Origin of the sequence: Methylomonas sp. HYX-M1 (genome assembly GCF_040741385.1) — a bacterium.
Classification (GTDB): Bacteria; Pseudomonadota; Gammaproteobacteria; order Methylococcales; family Methylomonadaceae; genus Methylomonas; species Methylomonas rhizoryzae.
Genome location: NZ_CP160405.1, coordinates 4,511,000 through 4,527,494, shown reverse-complemented (window position 1 = coordinate 4,527,494; position 16,495 = coordinate 4,511,000). Strand labels below are relative to the sequence as shown.

17 protein-coding genes are annotated in these 16,495 nt (G+C 52.2%); 10 read left to right on the top strand and 7 right to left on the bottom strand.

What is annotated here, in order from left to right; all coding sequences use genetic code 11:
- Positions 1-126: 126 nt before the first annotated feature.
- The 3 genes from gmk to hemL all read left to right on the top strand — a co-directional run bounded on the left by gmk (position 127) and on the right by hemL (position 2,564).
- Positions 127-741, top strand: coding sequence for a guanylate kinase (gene gmk / locus AB0A83_RS20385; protein WP_150052118.1), 615 nt, complete (start codon positions 127-129; stop codon positions 739-741).
- Between the two features lie 15 nt (positions 742-756).
- On the top strand, positions 757-1,212 hold the full coding sequence (locus tag AB0A83_RS20380; protein WP_150051697.1) for a hypothetical protein: 456 nt from the start codon (positions 757-759) through the stop codon (positions 1,210-1,212).
- 68 nt (positions 1,213-1,280) lie between these two features.
- Complete coding sequence (gene hemL / locus AB0A83_RS20375; RefSeq protein WP_150051695.1) at positions 1,281-2,564, top strand: glutamate-1-semialdehyde 2,1-aminomutase; 1,284 nt, start codon at positions 1,281-1,283, stop codon at positions 2,562-2,564.
- Positions 2,565-2,814: 250 nt separating this feature from the next.
- Here hemL and AB0A83_RS20370 read toward each other — a convergent pair whose 3' ends face one another.
- Positions 2,815-4,146: an Ig-like domain-containing protein gene (locus AB0A83_RS20370; protein WP_190303208.1), complete on the bottom strand. Its 1,332-nt coding sequence runs from the start codon at positions 4,144-4,146 to the stop codon at positions 2,815-2,817.
- A gap of 223 nt (positions 4,147-4,369) precedes the next feature.
- The gene (locus AB0A83_RS20365) at positions 4,370-5,188 is read right to left on the bottom strand and encodes a DUF2797 domain-containing protein (RefSeq protein ID WP_232056722.1); all 819 of its coding nucleotides are present in this window, start codon (positions 5,186-5,188) and stop codon (positions 4,370-4,372) included.
- Between the two features lie 145 nt (positions 5,189-5,333).
- Between AB0A83_RS20365 and AB0A83_RS20360 the strand changes: the two genes are divergently transcribed.
- Complete coding sequence (locus AB0A83_RS20360; protein WP_367155066.1) at positions 5,334-6,446, top strand: transglycosylase SLT domain-containing protein; 1,113 nt, start codon at positions 5,334-5,336, stop codon at positions 6,444-6,446.
- A gap of 47 nt (positions 6,447-6,493) precedes the next feature.
- Here AB0A83_RS20360 and AB0A83_RS20355 read toward each other — a convergent pair whose 3' ends face one another.
- From AB0A83_RS20355 to moaA, 5 genes are read right to left on the bottom strand one after another with little or no spacing between them, the layout of a single operon-like run.
- Positions 6,494-9,814 (bottom strand): EAL domain-containing protein, encoded by a 3,321-nt coding sequence (locus AB0A83_RS20355; RefSeq protein WP_367155064.1) that lies wholly within the window; start codon positions 9,812-9,814, stop codon positions 6,494-6,496.
- Between the two features lie 10 nt (positions 9,815-9,824).
- Positions 9,825-10,310, bottom strand: a complete 486-nt coding sequence (locus tag AB0A83_RS20350; protein ID WP_150051686.1) for a HugZ family protein — start codon at positions 10,308-10,310, stop codon at positions 9,825-9,827.
- Positions 10,311-10,315: 5 nt separating this feature from the next.
- Positions 10,316-10,879 carry a DNA-3-methyladenine glycosylase I gene (locus AB0A83_RS20345; RefSeq protein ID WP_150051684.1) on the bottom strand — a complete coding sequence of 188 codons (564 nt, stop codon included), beginning with the start codon at positions 10,877-10,879 and terminating at the stop codon, positions 10,316-10,318.
- Positions 10,876-11,232: a YajD family HNH nuclease gene (locus tag AB0A83_RS20340; RefSeq protein WP_150051682.1), complete on the bottom strand. Its 357-nt coding sequence runs from the start codon at positions 11,230-11,232 to the stop codon at positions 10,876-10,878. Before AB0A83_RS20340 ends, AB0A83_RS20345 begins: the two co-directional genes overlap by 4 nt.
- Positions 11,233-11,251: 19 nt before the next feature.
- Positions 11,252-12,253, bottom strand: coding sequence for a GTP 3',8-cyclase MoaA (gene moaA, locus AB0A83_RS20335; protein WP_150051680.1), 1,002 nt, complete (start codon positions 12,251-12,253; stop codon positions 11,252-11,254).
- A gap of 196 nt (positions 12,254-12,449) precedes the next feature.
- Here moaA and AB0A83_RS20330 point away from each other — a divergent pair, with 196 nt between their 5' ends.
- The 6 genes from AB0A83_RS20330 to AB0A83_RS20305 all read left to right on the top strand — a co-directional run bounded on the left by AB0A83_RS20330 (position 12,450) and on the right by AB0A83_RS20305 (position 16,368).
- A complete protein-coding gene (locus tag AB0A83_RS20330) occupies positions 12,450-12,800 on the top strand; it encodes a hypothetical protein (protein WP_150051678.1) in 351 nt (116 codons plus the stop codon).
- A 29-nt stretch (positions 12,801-12,829) separates the two neighbouring features.
- On the top strand, positions 12,830-13,252 hold the full coding sequence (locus tag AB0A83_RS20325; protein WP_150051676.1) for a DUF2721 domain-containing protein: 423 nt from the start codon (positions 12,830-12,832) through the stop codon (positions 13,250-13,252).
- A gap of 94 nt (positions 13,253-13,346) precedes the next feature.
- Complete coding sequence (locus tag AB0A83_RS20320) at positions 13,347-14,318, top strand: ABC transporter substrate-binding protein (protein ID WP_367155063.1); 972 nt, start codon at positions 13,347-13,349, stop codon at positions 14,316-14,318.
- On the top strand, positions 14,315-15,064 hold the full coding sequence (locus tag AB0A83_RS20315) for an ABC transporter permease (RefSeq protein ID WP_150051672.1): 750 nt from the start codon (positions 14,315-14,317) through the stop codon (positions 15,062-15,064). Before AB0A83_RS20320 ends, AB0A83_RS20315 begins: the two co-directional genes overlap by 4 nt.
- Positions 15,061-15,807: an ABC transporter ATP-binding protein gene (locus tag AB0A83_RS20310; RefSeq protein ID WP_150051670.1), complete on the top strand. Its 747-nt coding sequence runs from the start codon at positions 15,061-15,063 to the stop codon at positions 15,805-15,807. Before AB0A83_RS20315 ends, AB0A83_RS20310 begins: the two co-directional genes overlap by 4 nt.
- Entirely contained in the window at positions 15,808-16,368 is a 561-nt protein-coding gene (locus AB0A83_RS20305) for a YigZ family protein (protein ID WP_150051668.1), read from the top strand.
- Positions 16,369-16,495 lie beyond the last annotated feature (127 nt).

Below are 16,495 nucleotides of genomic sequence, written 5' to 3'. Positions count from 1 at the left end.
TGGCATGTATGCGGGCTGTGAATGGCCAGCCATGATACCACAGCCCCCGAAAAGGCGTTTTTTGGCTTGACTGTTAAGCGTGAAGATTAAAGAATGTCCGGTGCACTGTTAAACCTTAGTCCGCAAATGATTACCGGTACCCTTTACATCGTTTCGGCGCCGTCCGGCGCCGGCAAAACCAGTTTGTTGAAGCAGCTTCGAGCCGATACTCAGGGATTGGCGGTTTCGGTGTCGCATACCACCCGAGCCATGCGCAGCGGCGAAACCCACGGCGTCGACTATTTTTTTGTCAGCGTCGACGAATTTAAAGCGATGATAGAAAACCGGGCTTTTTTAGAGCACGCCCAAGTGTTCGACAACTTTTACGGCACAGCCCGACAAACCGTGCAGAATAATTTGGCCGGCGGCTTGGATGTGATCTTGGAAATCGATTGGCAAGGCGCCGCCCAAGTACGGCGCATGTTGCCCGAGGCGGTTTCGATTTTTATTTTGCCGCCGTCAATTGAGGTGTTGCAGCAGCGCTTGCAAAATCGCGGACAGGATAATGCCGAGGTCATCGAACGCCGGATGCGCGACGCAGTCGCCGAAATGAGCCATCACGCCGAGTTCGATTATTTAATTGTCAACGATAACTTCGATTTAGCCCTAAGGCAGTTAAAGAGTATCGTTACTGCTCAGCGTTTACGGCAGCCGCGCCAGCAACAAGCCCTTAGCGACTTGTTAATCCATTTACTTCACTAGAACAATTATAAGATTATGAACAGCAGAACCTTTTCTATCGCGTTGGCAACCGGTCTAGGCATGGCCTTGTTGCTAAGCGCTTGCTCCGATGACAAAACTGCCGAATCCAAGTCTACACCGGCTGCCGGTGCGTCTTCGGCCAAGCCGGCTCACAACCCCTTCGATCATTCGCACGACGAAGTCGTCACCGACGTGGTCAAGCACCAGTTCGAGCACGAATTTGCCGATCAGTGCGTGGCGCGCGAATTGAAAACCTCGCAAAACCCGGATGTCGACAAGCCGCGATTGGACAAGGACTGCATGTGTATTGCCCGGTACATGATGAAGGACTTGACGGCGGAAGATGCCAAAAAATTCTTGAAGCAACACGAGAACACGCATTCGTTGCGGATTAAGTTCGACGCGGCTGCGTATTTTTGTTTGCAAAACAAACAACATCCCAAAGGCCCGCAGATTTTCGGCAAACATTGAGCGTTTGCCGTGACACCGAGGCCGAACGGCCGGCCTCGGATTTCCAGGTTTTTCCAATCCATCGAATCATGACTGAAGCCAGCGTTCTATTTTCGGAAGCCAAGCAATACATACCCGGCGGGGTTAATTCGCCGGTACGCTCGTTCAACGGTGTAGGCGGTACGCCGGTGTATTTTTCCCGTGCCGAAGGCCCTTACGTTTACGATAGCGAAAACGCGCGTTATATCGATTACGTCGGCTCCTGGGGGCCGATGATAGTAGGCCACGCCCATCCGGAGGTGATAGCGGCGGTCAAGCAATCGGCTGAAAAAGGTTTGAGTTTCGGTGCGCCGACCGAAATCGAAACTGCCATGGCGAAGAAAGTCTGCGAGCTGTTGCCGTCGGTCGAACTGGTGCGCATGGTGAGTTCGGGTACCGAAGCTACGATGAGCGCGTTACGCTTGGCGCGCGGCTATACCGGCCGGGATAAGATCGTTAAATTCGAAGGTTGTTACCACGGCCATTCCGATTCCTTGTTGGTCAAGGCGGGATCCGGGGCGCTGACTTTGGGCGTACCCAGCTCTCCGGGCGTTCCGGCCGCGTTAGCCGCGGATACCATCACGTTAACCTACAACGATGGCGAAGCGGTACAGGCTACCTTCGCCGAAATCGGCGAGCAAATCGCTTGCATTATCGTGGAGCCGGTTGCCGGCAATATGAACTGTATTCCGCCGGAGCCCGGATTTTTAGAGACTTTGCGCCAGGTCTGCGATCGATACGGCGCGGTGTTGATATTTGACGAGGTGATGACCGGGTTCCGGGTTGGGCTGCAGGGCGCTCAGGGGTTATACGGGGTGAGACCGGATTTGACCACGCTGGGAAAAATTATCGGTGGCGGTTTGCCGGTGGGAGCGTTCGGCGGTAGCCGTAAAATCATGGAGTGCCTGGCACCGTTGGGACCGGTTTATCAAGCCGGTACTTTGTCGGGTTGCCCGGTGGCGATGGCGGCCGGGTTGAAAACGCTGGAATTGATTGCGGCTCCCGGATTCTACGATGGGTTGACAGCCAAAACCGCGCAATTGTTGAGCGGTCTGCAGCAAGCGGCCAATGTCTCCGGTATCGCATTTGCCACCAATCAGGTCGGCGCTATGTTCGGCGTATTCTTTAGCGAGCAAACGCCGGTTAGCCGATTTGCGCAGGTGGTCGCTTGCGATCAAGAGCGTTTCAAATGCTTTTTTCACGCTATGTTGGCGCGCGGCGTTTATATGGCGCCGTCCGCATTCGAAGCCGGCTTTGTATCGTCAGCCCACACTGCTGCGGACATCGATGCTACGGTAGAGGCGGCGGCGGCAGTGTTTGCAACAACGCTGTGAGAAAGTGAAGTTGCGGCAGTCTAGGCTCGTGCCCGGGCGCTGCGCTGAAGTTTTTTAGAGCCGGGATGCCGGAGGCTATGCGTTGCCAGCTGTGCGTAGGTGCGAATTTATTTGCGCAATAACCAGAGTTTAGCCTGATGATCCGATAAATTCGAACCTACAACAGCTTTGCCCGGTTTTTACTGAACAGTTATGGATTAGACGCCCCAGCCGGACCCGGCGTTATGCACCGAGCCGGCTGGGGTAGCAATTATGGGCCGCTTCTGACCAAGCGCACAAAATTGGTGTTGGCTTTAAGATCGGAAGTGGTATAGGCGGAAGCGAAATTAGCCGCCCATGCCATGCTGCTGCTGGCAGCTAATGGCGAAGAGGTCCAATACACGTTCTGTTGCCCTTCCGGGAAATATGCACTATCGATAGCCCCGGTCGCGCCGTTCATAAGCGTGATGTCGGATAGCTCGGCGACGGTCGGTAACCGCCAATCGGTTTTGCCGCATAGAGCTTGTGCGTTGATAGCGGCAACATACGCTTTGGTATCCGTGGTGCAGCCATTCGTGCTGCAGTTTTGGCCGCTGTCGCCGCCGTCGTTACTCGCGTCCGTTTGGTACCAAGTGTAAACGTTGTCTTTGTCTTGCAAGCCGCCGTCGTTGGTTTTGATTTCCCAAGTCAGGCCGGTGGTTTCATCTTTCACGCAGGACCATTGCGTGCCGGCTGCCTCGCTACCTTCATCGCTCCAGCCGGCGTTTTGAATCGTTAAGGCGGTACCGTCACTATCTAACTTAGTAAAGACGAATCCGGCGACGCCGTTGTCGTCGGTAACGCCGGCCGCAACGTCACGCCCCCATTCCGCGTCTTGCGAAGCAAAATTGGTAATAGGGCAAGTCATATTGTTTTGGCTGGCGTTGGCACATTGGGTTACCGCCGTATCGTTGATTTCGCCGTATGGAGTATCGGTTATCGTCAAACTGACTAACACCGGTTTTGAGGTTTTTTTACTGTCTTTAACCTTGAATTTAAATTTGTCGGTGCGGTTACCGGTTTTGAACTTTGCCTTGGGCGTGTAAGTAGCGTAATTTGCGTTGATTACCACTTTGCCGTACTTTGGTCTAGCGGCGAGTTTGTAAGTTAATTCATCGCCGTCTATGTCGCTGGCGCTTAAACTGAAAGTAAACGATGGGTCGGTCGTCAATACGGTTTGGTTTTTGGCTTCGGCAACCGGACGGTCATTTACCGATTTAACGGTCAAGGTGACGGTTGCGGTCTGCGAATCCAATGCGCCGTCGTTTGCGGTGTAAGTAAAGCTATCCGTACCGTGGTAATTAGCCGCGGGCGTGTATTTGAAGCGTTTGCCGCTATTGCCTACGGGGGATAACGTGCCGTGTGACGGCGCTTGCGAAATCGTAAAAGTCAACGCATCCTTGTCCGCGTCGCTACCTTTTAACAGGATGTTAGCCGGTTTGTCTTCTCTTAGCGTTTTTTGCAGGTCTTTGGCTACCGGCGCTTCGTTTGCGAACGCCGGACTAGCTGATAAAGACAATAGAAGCGTCAGACCGAGCGTGTTAGCGGTCCTAGATTTTTGCATGTTTCCCTCCGGAATTTCGAAAGAGCCTGCTTGCAGCGACGGCTGGTAAGTGTGAAAAAGACGAGTGCTCACTAGATATAAAAATGTGTCGAACATAGCGCAGTTTGAAGCGTATCACACTATTTGTGGGTTGCCTATCGGTAATGGAGTACGCGGTAGCGGGATTTGGGGTGCTTTGAATGTCGGGATATTCTGTTGAGTCTGCAACAAAGCCCGGCTTGTTTCAAAGAGCCGCTCGGATTTCGTAACCGGCGAATTTGCGTATGTTGACGACGCCGGTGTCGAATATCAAATATTGCCCTTTGATGCCGACCAGCTGACCGGCAATCAACGGATCTTTATCCAAATTAAACGATTTCACTTTGGCTGGATATTGCAGCACAGGGTAATCGATTTCGACTTGCGCTTCGGCGTCGCCGATTGCATGTAAGGCGTCTGCGCCGTGTCGGGCGGAAATTGCCGCTAAGTCATCGGCGCATTTAGCCAGTAAGTTGTCCCTTAATGCCGGTAAGTCGAGCGGCGCGGCCGAACCTTTCAACATTTGCTGCCAGTTGGTTTTGTCGCTGACGTGGGCGGCCAAGGCTACTTCGGCCAAACCGGAAATATGTCTGGAGCGGGCGGCAAATATCGGTAGCGCTTGCACGGCGCCTTGATCGATCCAACGGGTCGGGATTTGCGAGCGGCGGGTAATGCCTACTTTCAGACCTGACGAATTGGCTAGGTAAACGATGTGCGGCTGAAAGCAAAACTCTTCGCCCCAACTCGGCTCTCGACAGGTACCGGCCGCGTAATGGCAGGTTTCCGGTTTGACGATGCACAGGTCGCATTGCGCCAGCCGGGTGAAACAAGGATAGCAATAGCCTTGATTGAAGCTTTTGTTGGTCTTTTTTCCGCAATGTACGCACAATATCCTGCCGCTGTATTGCAGTTGCAGGGTTTTTCCGAGCAGGGGATTGATCTCTAATTGCTGGTCGCCGATGGGTAGCCGGTAGCGCACCGGTTTTTCCAGGTCGACCGTCATCTTTTGCAAACTTCCCAACACTTAAGGTTCTCCGCGAGTTTTTTGCCCAGTCCGATATAATGACAGCGTTTCGGCGTTTCACAAACGGTTTAAGTTGTGCCTTTAGTTCGTATGCACTCGCGTCGCGCGTCTGCGTGTTCTTCATTCCCAGGTTCGGCATATCACTTTGTCCACTCGCTCTAAACCAGTTAGTTCAATCGTCAACAAATCGACGGGTAAGGCGCTTAAAAAAGTCGCGGTAAAGCCCAAGAGCAAGAAACGTTCGGCAAAAGGTAAGGCCGATTTCGGCAAACAGTCCGTTTGGCTGAGCGGCCCCGCTCTCGGGTTGATCGGCGTAGAATGCGCCGGATTGGCGGCCTCGGGCTTGCTGGCTACGGTACTTGTATTAGGGGCTTCGGCGAGATTCTTTTCCGGTACCGGCTTTTTTGCCAACTTATTGCCTTTCGCATTGGGGATAGCGATATGGGTCGCGGTTGCGGCCGGCTTGTTGTTGCTTTGGTTTAAATCCAGGCGCTGGTTGGTAGCAAAGTCGGAGTTGTTGCCGGCTTTAACGGCGTTATGCGTTTGTTTCGGGACGGTGAACGCTGTTTGGCAACAGGGTTTTCCGATGGCTATTGAGCAGTTGCGCAGTTTGGTCGGCGGAAAACAACAGGCCGCTCGTACTACCTTAGCTCACCAGATTTATGCCGCTTATCGGCGTTCGGATTCCGCACAGCTAAACAAATTGATCGGCCGGGCTCAGTCGTTCGACGCTGACATTCGCTACGCCGCGGCCAGTTACGAGTTGGATCCTGATTTATTGTATGGCGTTGCTGCCGCCGAATCGTCGTTTTTGCCGCGTACCAGTGCGGACGGCGGCCAAGGCTTGTTTCAAATTACCGCGGTTCCTAAATTTATCCTGCAGCAAGTGTCAAGCCAAATAGCAGGCGGAGCGGTTAATTTGGCCGATTCGAAGCACAACGCGCTGGTTGCCGCAGCCACCTTGAAGCACTATCTGGCGCAAATGAAAGGCGATCTGTTTTTAGGTTTACTGGCTTATAACATCGGGCCGCAAAACGGCGGCTTGAAGCACATCATGCAGCGTTACGGTGCAGTGGATTTCGTTACCATGCAGCCCTATTTTCAGCAGTTGCCCAGGGATTACCCGATCAGAGTCCTGTGTTATGCCTTAGCGTTTCGGCTTTGGCACGAAACCGGCCAGTTGCCGGCGTATGAGGCCGGCGACAATGCCGGCCGGATTCAACGGGCAGGCATACCGGGTTTGGTAAGCTGGTTTTAGCGGGTTGGCTTGCCGGCGTACAAGCGCATAGTGCTACAAGGCTGGCTCTAAGCTTGTGAGTGATTGGAGGACAGCAGGTGAACCGGAAATTCTTCCGCCGGTACCGGGGTAAAGAAAAAATAGCCCTGAAACGAGGTGCAGCCTTTAGACAGCAGAAATTCGACTTGAGCGCTGGTTTCCACCCCTTCCGCAATAACGCCCAAGCCTAAGCTTTTGGCCATCATGATGATGGTTTCGGTGATGACTTCGGCGTTGGATTCGCCTAGGCGGCTGACAAAGCTTTTATCGATTTTCAATTGGCTGAGCGGCAAGCTTTGCAGATAGGACAGGGATGAGTAGCCGACGCCGAAGTCGTCTATGGAAATGCGTACCCCCATGGCTTGTAAGGCCTGCATTTTTGCCACGGTGTCGTCTATGTTTTCGATCACGCTGCCTTCGGTTAATTCGACGACCAAGCGGTGAGGATCGATGCCGGCGGCGCGCAAGGCGTGTTGAATTTGTTGCACGAACCCGGATTGGCGGAATTGGCGGGAACTGACGTTTACGGCGACGTGCCCGATAGAGCGGCCCAGTAAATCCCAGCGTTTGATTTGTCGGCAGGCTTCCTGCAATACCCAGCTGCCCAGCGGTAGAATGAGTTGCGTGTCTTCCGCTAATGGAATGAAGTCGGCCGGAGATATGCTGCCTTTTTGCGGATGTTGCCAGCGAATCAACGCTTCGGCGCTGAGGATATTGCCGCTTTCGTCCACTTGCGGTTGGTAGACCAATTTGAATTGTTGGTGTTTTAAGGCCAAGCGCAGCTCTTTTTCCAGGGTTAACCGCTTGTTCGCCGCAGTTTGCATTTCCGGTTCGTAAAACCGGATACGGTTACGGCCGTTTTCTTTGGCTCTATACATGGCGGTATCGGCTTGTTGAATGATTTGTTCCGGTTTTTCGTCGCCTTGCGGATACAAGCTGACGCCTATGCTGGTAGAAAAATGATGCTCGCTGCCCTGTACGATGAACGGTTGGTTGATGGTTTGCAAAATTTTGTCGGCCAATATCGCCGCGTGTTGGTTGGCTTGTCGCAGGCTGTGATAACGAGCCGGCACCATCACGATGAATTCGTCTCCGCCTAAACGGCAGGCGCTATCTTCGCGACGTATCGTCGCTTTCAAGCGTTGCGCCATTTGAATCAAGAGTTCGTCGCCCACTTGGTGGCCGCGCGAATCGTTTAGAATTTTAAAATGATCTAAATCCAAAAAGAACAAGGCGCCGAACATATGCTGGCGTTTAGCGGCGGCAATCTCTTGGCTCAGTCTGTCCAGCAACATGCGCCGATTGGCCAGGCCTGTTAACGGGTCGTAGTAGGCCAAATTGAGAATTTCCTGCTCTTTGGCTTTTTGCTCGCTGATATCCGAAAAGATACCGACGTAATGGCTCAAATGCCCGGCTTCGTCGCGCACGCCTGTCAACGTCAGCCATTCCGGATAGACTTCGCCGTTTTTCCGCCGATTCCAGATTTCGCCTTCCCATTGGTTAGTCTGTTCCAGCGCGGCATACATGGCGCGAAAAAACTCCGCATCGTGAAAGCCGGACGCTAACAGCCGCGGGTTGTCGCCTATCACTTCGTCGGCGGAATAGCCGGTGATGGTTGAAAAGGCTTTGTTTACCCGCAGAATAGTGCCGTCCGGCGACGTCACTACAATGGCTTCGTGCGATTCGAAGGTGGTGGCGGCTACCCGCAATTCTTCTTCTTGGTGCAAACGGGTGGAAATTTCGTGATTCAGGGTGTCGTTGATGCGTTGCAATGCAGAGGTGCGCTCCGCTATTAGATTTTCCACTTGGGTAGTGCGGCCGGTCACCAGCAGTAAACCCAAGCTGATAAGGCTGGACAGCAATAGCCCGCCGCCGAGCAGCCACGCGCTTAACGGCGATTGTTGATATGCGTAGAAATCGCTGGATGGAACAGCGTGCAGTCGCCAAGCGCTGCCGGCAAAATTGAGCGTGCGTTCGCTGCCGAGCTCGGGTTGATGTTGATACGGATAGGGTCCGGGAACGACGTTGCTGAATAAGACGCGTTGCTGTTGGTAAAGGGTGATGCTGATTTGCAATTCGTTATCGCCGAACAAACGGTAGATTTCGGCTATCTGCGCGTCCAGACGGAATCCATTGGCGACAAAACCTAAAAGGGCTTGCCGTTTGTGATCCGGACTAGTCAATTCGTGTTCCTGTTGCTTAAACACCGGAGCGTAAATAACGGTCGCCAAATAGGGGCGATGATTAGCTTGTAGCCGAGTTTCCGAAACGACTAAGGGTTGGTTTTGTTCGACAATCGAGTTGAGCGTTTCGGCAACCTGCGGATTATTGCTGATGTCGTAACCGATACCGCTAGGATCGATAGTGTTTTTGACTGCAATTTCTACCGGAAAATAGTCCGTTTTATCGCCTGCCGGGACAAACATTTCGTATTCGAAGTCTGCGTAGCGTATGACGGTGCCATGGGCTTGTTCCCATGGCTTGCGTTCGGGATGGGATATTTTGGGTATCCATTCCAGCAAGCCGTCGCATTGGTTGCCTATCGATTGGGCGAAACGTACGAATTCGTCCGGGGTTACGATCACCGAGCTGTCGAAGAAGGCTTTTAGCGCTTTGGCGCCGGCCAGATTTAAATTCAATCTTTGGTACAATGCGGTGTGCAGCAAGTCCGTTTGCCGCTCGAGCAGATTGTGCAAGCGCTCGCTTTCTTGGCGCTGGCTGAATTTAAACGCAAGTATGGTGGCGAGCAAGGTGAGCAATAAGGGATACAGTACCGCTTGACGTCTGCCGTGCCAAACCGCTTCCGGTTTGCCTATGAATAGCAATGACATCGGCGCGAATATAGCCGTACCTATGGCGTTGCCTACCCAGGTTTGGATGACGGTATCGAACAGGTTTTCGGCGTCAATGCCGCCGTGATTGAACATCACGGCGGCATTGACCATTGCAGACAACAAGCAACTGGCTATCCCGATCAGAAAAAACAGGAAGATACTACGGTCTTCGATCAACGGATTTTGCTTGCCTATCCAGCGATTAATGGCAAGCATGCCTAGCCACACTTGTGCACAAGCAGCTGTTGCGGTTGCCATCGCACCCAGTAGCGCTTGCTCTATGGTCAATGGCCATTCGGTGCCGGATACGAAATAACTGGTAAAGCTCCCTAGGAACAGTCCGGGCAAGATGCCACGGCCGCATACCATCGTCAGGGCCAATGCAATGCCGGACGCCGGCCAGAGCGGGCTGACGCCGCCCGCCGCGCTGGACAACAAGTTGCCTAGCCAAGCGCTGGCGAAATACGCAAGGGCAGCGAATGCGTTGATTAGTGGCTGGCTGAACGGCGCGTGCATACGCTGAACCTTAAGCGGTCGAGGGATGCTGAATACGCCATCGTTCATCTACAGGGTAGGCTTTACCGAAACCCGCTACGAAACGGCCACCTAAAGGGGTTAAAGCCAGCAATTGAAAATCGGCCAAACCGCGCAAGACGGACACGGTTTCGCCGAATTGTTGGGCGAGGGCGTCTAAAATCCGCGGATATGCCGGGTCGTCGGCCGGGATGCGAGCCACCGAACTATCCAGCGTCAAGCGCCGGCGGGCGAAAGGATTGGCGGCACTGGATTCGGCTTCGATAAATAATAAGGACGCTTTAGGGTAATTCAATAAGTTGTCGGTGTGACTCGCCAACGTGCTGACGAAGATGTAAAACACATTATCGATCAATAGATAGGGCGCGTAACCGATATCCGCGTCGCCATTGCTGCGCCGGCTGGCTAGCAACAAGCTTTGCTGGTTTTTGACCAGCTCATCGCAAGCATTTTGCGCGGCGTCGGCATTTAAAGACATGATAATTATCCCGATAAATCGTGATAGCGGAAGCAGTCCAGCGTGTGATCGTTGACCATGCCTACTGCTTGCATATAAGCGTAGCAAATCGTTTTTCCGACGAATTTGAAGCCGCGGCGTTGCAAGTCTTTACTCATCAGCTCCGATTCTATTGTGAACGCTGGGATTTGCTTGGAATCGTTCCAGTGGTTTTGTTTCGGTCGGCCGTCGACAAATTGCCAGATGTAGCTGGCAAAGCTATCGAATTGCGCTGTTACCTGCAAAAACGCTCGGGCGTTTTCTATAGCTGCCAATATTTTCAAACGGTTACGAATGATGCCGGGATTTTGCATTAACAGCGCGATTTTTTCTTGGTCGTAGTTTGCAATTTTTGCCGCATCGAAATGATCCAAGGCTTCCCGGTAGGCCGGCCGCTTAGCCAAAACGGTGCGCCAACTCAAGCCGGCTTGGGCGCCCTCTAAAATCAAAAATTCGAACAGTTTACGGTCGTCGAATTCCGGTACGCCCCATTCGGTATCGTGATAGTGTTCTTCGCCGGCGCTGGCCAGCGCCCAGCGGCACTTGTTCATTCGCCGTTTTGCATCAGTTTTTTCAAATCGGCAAACGGGCTGAAGGTTGCGGTAGGACCGGAGCCCTCGCGATGAGTACTACTGCCGTACCGAACTTGCGATTCATAGCGCTGATGTTCGTTATCGTGACAATATAAACACAGCAGTTCCCAGTTGCTGCCGTCGGCAGGATTGTGATCGTGGTCGTGGTTTTTGTGGTGTACGGTGAGTTCGCGCAAGTTTTTGTGGTCGAATTCGCGTGCGCAACGTCCGCAGATCCAGGGAAATAGTTTCAAGGCTTGTTCGCGGTAGCCTTTTTCGCGTTCTTCTTTATAGCGCCTCGCCTCGGCAATGATTTGATTGGCTTTGCTCATGTTGATTCCCTCTTTTCTTTCAGCCGCCGGTGACGTTCATGTGGCGTAATATCACAGGCTTTTCGTAGATATTGAATTCGTGTTTCTCGGGTTTGATCGACATAGCGTCTACAATGGTCTGTTTTAAAAGATCCGCGTCGCCCGGATGTTGCCTGACTACGGCTTTTAGGTCTACCGAGTGTTCGTTGCCCAAGCATAACAGCAAACGTCCTTCCGCGGTGAGCCTTACCCGGTTGCAACTGGCGCAGAAATTAGCGCTGTGCGGTGAAATAAACCCTACCCGGGTGTTGCTGCCGGCGACGGCAAAGTAATCGGATGGTCCGCCGGTTGTGTCTGTTAGATCGTGCAGCGTGAAACGCCGCTCTAAGTCGTTCTTGATCAGACGGCTAGGGTAGTAAGCCTCGGCCCGGTTGTGATTGTTGACGGTGCCTAGCGGCATTTCTTCGATGAAACTGATATCGATGCCGCGATTAACCGCATATTCCACTAATGCGCAGACTTCGTCGTGGTTTCTGTCCCTAAGCACGACAGTATTGAGTTTTAAGCGTTCGAAACCTGCAGCGCAAGCCGCGTTGATGCCTTTCAGCACGTTTTCCAGATCGCCGGTCCGGGTTAGAGCTTTAAACTTGGCCGGGTCCAAGGTGTCTAAGCTGATATTGATGCGTTTCACGCCGGCCGTTTTTAGCGATTGTGCTTTGTCAGCCAGTTGCGAACCGTTGGTTGTCATTACCAGCTCGTTCAGTCCGGAAATTCGACCTAGTTGCTGCAGCAAGTCTAAGGCGCCGTTTCTAACCAGTGGTTCTCCGCCGGTGACGCGGATTTTACCTACCCCTAATTCGACAAAGGCTTGGCAGATGCAATGAATTTCTTCGAGACTCAAGATTTGCCGGCGCGGCAGAAACTGCATGTCTTCGGCCATGCAGTACACGCAACGAAAGTCGCAGCGGTCGGTAATGGAAACCCGAAGATAATTGACGGTTCGACCGAAACGGTCGATTAGGTGTGGGGAAGTGTCGTTCATAGGCAATGCGGAGCGAATTTCCGCTGATTATATAGAACCTTAAGCAAAGGCCGATATTTTGACAGAAAGTTTCATATTTATTACTGCCTTATAGTTTTGCGGCAGTTATTTTTTACTTGCTAATTCTTGCCGGGATTGCAAAATGCGCAGGGCGCGCTAACATTTAGTTCACCTGAGTTTTTACGGGAGAAAAGTCATGAAAGCATATGATTTTATTTGCTCTTGTTGGTTTCGATTATTGGTGTTCATGGCAGCTCTGTCTCTAGCATCTCCGATTGTGGCGGCAGAAGACTATGCAACAGACGATGCGAACGCTTCGGAAAAGTTGGTATTGACGTTGTCGGATAAATGGTTGGCTTCTGAGGCGCCTAACGGCCGATTCAGGCAGAACGGTTCCAGTGATAACGCCAGCGTGCTGTTACCCGAGAAATCCGATACCAGGCCGGCAGATATAGGCTGCGGTATGGATTTGAATCCGTCGACTGTTGGTGGAACGTCTTTGTCCAGCCGCGTGGTCGGTGCTTGTAATTTCAACTATCACTACTAATACCGCTTTTTGAAGCAGGCTTTCGGGCTATGGATGCCTTAGATAATATTCCCACCGTGGCGCATGCCATTCAGCAGGCGGTAGCGCCTGTGTTTTTGCTGACCGGCGTCGGCTCTATTTTAAGCGTGTTGACCAATCGTTTGGGCCGGGCCATCGACCGCTTTCGGCGCTTGAGTGAAGTGCAAGAGCCGGAAGAAAAACACCGGCAAGAAATGCGTACCTTGTCGGCGCGTGCGCGGTTAATTCATTGGGCGATCAGCTTGTGTACCTTGTCGGCCTTATGCGTGTGTTTATCCATTGCGGCGCTGTTCGTGGGGGTTGAGGTTCGCCTGGATCTTTCTAAAGCGGTGGCTTTCTTGTTTATTGCTGCGATGCTCTCGCTGATTACCGGATTGCTTTGTTTTCTGCGTGAAATTGCATTAGCGACCGGGATTATCCAAATCCGCCGTTAAGGTCGTAGGGATTTTAGCCTGCAAAGGGCCGTGTGCAAGACGATAGCTTTAGGTCTACGGTAAAATTAGGCATTTAATCCGACCGGAAGCAGCGATGAAGAGATCAACAGCACATTTGGCCAGTCTCCTGATAGTAGCACTTAGCGGCGGTTTGGTGCAGGCGTCCGAACCGATACGAGTCGGTGTGATGGCGGGCGGCACTTTAGCCTGGGAATTAGCGGCGATGCAAAACGAAGGGCTTTTGAATGCGGCCGGCTTCGAAATCGACAGCGTTTCAACGGCTAATCCGCAAGCGGGTAAGGTTGCTTTGCAGGCCGGCAGCGTAGACATCATTATTTCCGATTGGATTTGGGTGTCTGGGATGAGGGCGCAAGGCAGCGATTTGAGCTTTTATCCTTATTCCGACGTGTCCGGTAGCTTGCTGGTTCCTGCCGGCAGTCCGATCAAAAGTCTGCAAGACTTGCAAGGTAAAAAATTAGGTATAGCCGGCGGCGAATTGGACAAAAACTGGTTGTTGCTGCAGGCCTTGGCGCAAAAACAGGGTTTCGATTTAAATGCTAAGCTGGAAAAAGTCTACGGCGCTCCGCCGATTTTAACTCAGCAATTGAAAGCCGGTCGTATCGATGCCTTATTAACCTACTGGCACTTTGCGGCGCACTTGAAATCGCAAGGCTATCAGCAGTTGTTGAGCGGCGAAGAAGTCATCAAGCAATTGGGGGTCGAAGCCGAGGTACCGCAAATGGGCTATGTGTTCAAATCCGGCTGGGCGGAGCGGCATAAGGCCGAACTGGAAAGCTTTTTTGCTTTAGCCGCAACGGCTAGAAACCGTTTATGCGATTCGGAAATTGCTTGGAAGCGGATCGTGCCGCTGACCGGTACCGAAAGCGTCGACGAGCAAATTCAGCTGCGGCAGGGCTATTGCGCAGGCCGGGTGGAAAACTGGGGCGAAGCGGAAAAGTCCGCTACGCAGCGTGTGTATCAGTGGCTGCGAAAAGTCGCGCAAAATAAATTGACCGACAAATCCGCACAGATAGAGCCCGGCACTTTTTGGTCAGCAGGTCAATGACGCGATCCTTGCAACGCGGCTTGAGTGTTCTATCTCTGCTGGTCTTATTGGCGATTTGGCAGCTCGGCGCGGCGATGTTGCACAGTCCGACCCTGCCGAGTCCCGCCGTTGTTTTCGCCGTGTTTTGGCAAGCCTGTGTCAGCGGGGAATTGCCTTATCATCTTGGCGTGACTTTGCTGCGATTGCTGGCGAGTTTTTCGATTGCGATGTTGCTCGGATGCGCGATTGGCATCGGATTGGGAAGGCATCGGGGGGCCGATGCGTTTTTTGACAATTGGTTGGTTATCCTGCTGAACATTCCGGCTTTGGTAACGATAATCTTATGTTACGTCTGGTTCGGTTTGATCGAATCGGCGGCCATAGCCGCGGTAGTCATCAACAAAGTACCGAATGTCGTGGTGACTCTGCGCGAAGGCGCCAGGGCGCTGGATAGAGACTTATTGGAAATGGCGCAAAGCTATCGATTCGGTTGGCGCAAGACTTTGATACACGTGATTTGGCCGCAATTACATCCTTTTATCATGGCGGCAACCCGTTCCGGTCTAGCGTTGATATGGAAAATTATTCTAGTCGTGGAGTTATTAGGACGCAGCAACGGCATGGGCTATCAGCTGCATCTTTTTTTTCAATTATTCGACGTCGCCGGTTTGTTGGCTTATAGCTTTGCGTTTGTTGCGGTCATTCAACTGATCGAGTCGTTCATTTTGAAGCCGATAGAACTCAACAGCTTGAGGTGGCGCCGGTGAGCGAACTCGATATACGGGTCGTCAACAAGATTTATAGCCAACCCGGGGGCGGCATCGAACAAGCCCATCATGCCATTGCGGATTTACAAGTGCATGTGCCGGCCAATCAATTCGCCTGTTTGCTGGGGCCCTCCGGTTGCGGGAAAACCACGTTGCTGAATATGATTGCGGGTTTGGATAAACATTACGACGGCAATATTGCCGTTGGTAAGGACGGGCGAAACTTGCGCATTGGCTACGTGTTTCAAAATCCGCGCTTATTGCCCTGGCGCACGGTGAGGCAAAACATAGAGTTGGCAGGCGGCCCATTTGCGGAGTCGGATCTGATAGACAGCTTGCTGGATAGCATGCAGCTATCGGAGATGCAAAACCAATTTCCGCAACGTTTATCGCTGGGCATGCAGCGCCGGGTTGCCATTATCCGTGCATTTGCGCTTAATCCGGACGTATTGTTAATGGACGAGCCTTTCGTATCCCTGGATGCGCCTAACGCGCGCCAAGTTCGCAATTTGTTGTATGCCTTGTGGCAACAACGGCCGCATACGGTGCTGTTCGTGACTCACGATTTGCGCGAGGCCATCGCGTTGGCGGATCGGTTACTTTTCTTATCGCCGCGGCCCATGCGTTTGCTCGGCGACATTCCGGTGACTGTCGAGCGCAGCCAGCGCAACAACGAGAGCGAAATCGAAGCATTTCGTGTCAAGCTATTGCAAAATCACGCCGAAATCAATGGCTTGTTATAGATGAAGATTGTCGTTGCGCCGGGCGTTTACGAAGAAACGATCAAAAAATCCCGCTTTATCGGTTTTATCAATCCGTGCGGCAGTGAAAATGAAGCCTTACAACTAATCAGGTGCTTGCATGACCGGCATCCTGCAGCGACGCATATCGTTTATGCCTATCGGATTCAAACGCCGGATGGTTTAGCCTGCCGATTTCACGACGCCGGAGAGCCCGGCGGAACCGCCGGTAAACCCATTTTCCAACATTTAGAAGGTAAGCAATTGATTAATCTCTTGGTTGCCGTAGTACGGTATTTCGGTGGAGTAAAGCTCGGTGCCGGTGGTTTAACCAGAGCCTATGGCAACGTAGCGAGACAGGTCATTGAAAATGCCGTGCTGGTGGAATACGTCAAGATGGTGGAATTGCAGTTGGATTTGAGTTACGGCCAGCTGCAAATGTTGGAATATCAACTTAAAAAACTCGACGGCAGTATCATCATGCAGGAATTTGCAGAACAAGTACGCGTGTGTATTCGTTTGCCGGAAATTCATAAGAAGGAAATAATCTCAACATTTCAATAACCTAGCGTTTTACTAAAGTATTATGACGCGGCAATGACTTATTGTTTCGCATGGAAAAACAATGAGTGCACTTTGTGTTCTATTGTAAATAAAAAAACCTGCTGATATAGTGAAGCCGTCTTCAATG

Excerpts from the sequence above, each read along its gene's own strand:
- gmk (WP_150052118.1), top strand. The coding sequence starts at position 127 with ATGATTACCGGTACCCTTTACATCGTTTCGGCGCCGTCCGGCGCCGGC.
- AB0A83_RS20380 (WP_150051697.1), top strand. The coding sequence starts at position 757 with ATGAACAGCAGAACCTTTTCTATCGCGTTGGCAACCGGTCTAGGCATG.
- hemL (WP_150051695.1), top strand. The coding sequence starts at position 1,281 with ATGACTGAAGCCAGCGTTCTATTTTCGGAAGCCAAGCAATACATACCC.
- AB0A83_RS20370 (WP_190303208.1), bottom strand. The coding sequence starts at position 4,146 with ATGCAAAAATCTAGGACCGCTAACACGCTCGGTCTGACGCTTCTATTG.
- AB0A83_RS20355 (WP_367155064.1), bottom strand. The coding sequence starts at position 9,814 with ATGCACGCGCCGTTCAGCCAGCCACTAATCAACGCATTCGCTGCCCTT.
- AB0A83_RS20350 (WP_150051686.1), bottom strand. The coding sequence starts at position 10,310 with ATGTCTTTAAATGCCGACGCCGCGCAAAATGCTTGCGATGAGCTGGTC.
- AB0A83_RS20345 (WP_150051684.1), bottom strand. The coding sequence starts at position 10,879 with ATGAACAAGTGCCGCTGGGCGCTGGCCAGCGCCGGCGAAGAACACTAT.
- AB0A83_RS20340 (WP_150051682.1), bottom strand. The coding sequence starts at position 11,232 with ATGAGCAAAGCCAATCAAATCATTGCCGAGGCGAGGCGCTATAAAGAA.
- moaA (WP_150051680.1), bottom strand. The coding sequence starts at position 12,253 with ATGAACGACACTTCCCCACACCTAATCGACCGTTTCGGTCGAACCGTC.
- AB0A83_RS20330 (WP_150051678.1), top strand. The coding sequence starts at position 12,450 with ATGAAAGCATATGATTTTATTTGCTCTTGTTGGTTTCGATTATTGGTG.
- AB0A83_RS20325 (WP_150051676.1), top strand. The coding sequence starts at position 12,830 with ATGGATGCCTTAGATAATATTCCCACCGTGGCGCATGCCATTCAGCAG.
- AB0A83_RS20320 (WP_367155063.1), top strand. The coding sequence starts at position 13,347 with ATGAAGAGATCAACAGCACATTTGGCCAGTCTCCTGATAGTAGCACTT.
- AB0A83_RS20315 (WP_150051672.1), top strand. The coding sequence starts at position 14,315 with ATGACGCGATCCTTGCAACGCGGCTTGAGTGTTCTATCTCTGCTGGTC.
- AB0A83_RS20305 (WP_150051668.1), top strand. The coding sequence starts at position 15,808 with ATGAAGATTGTCGTTGCGCCGGGCGTTTACGAAGAAACGATCAAAAAA.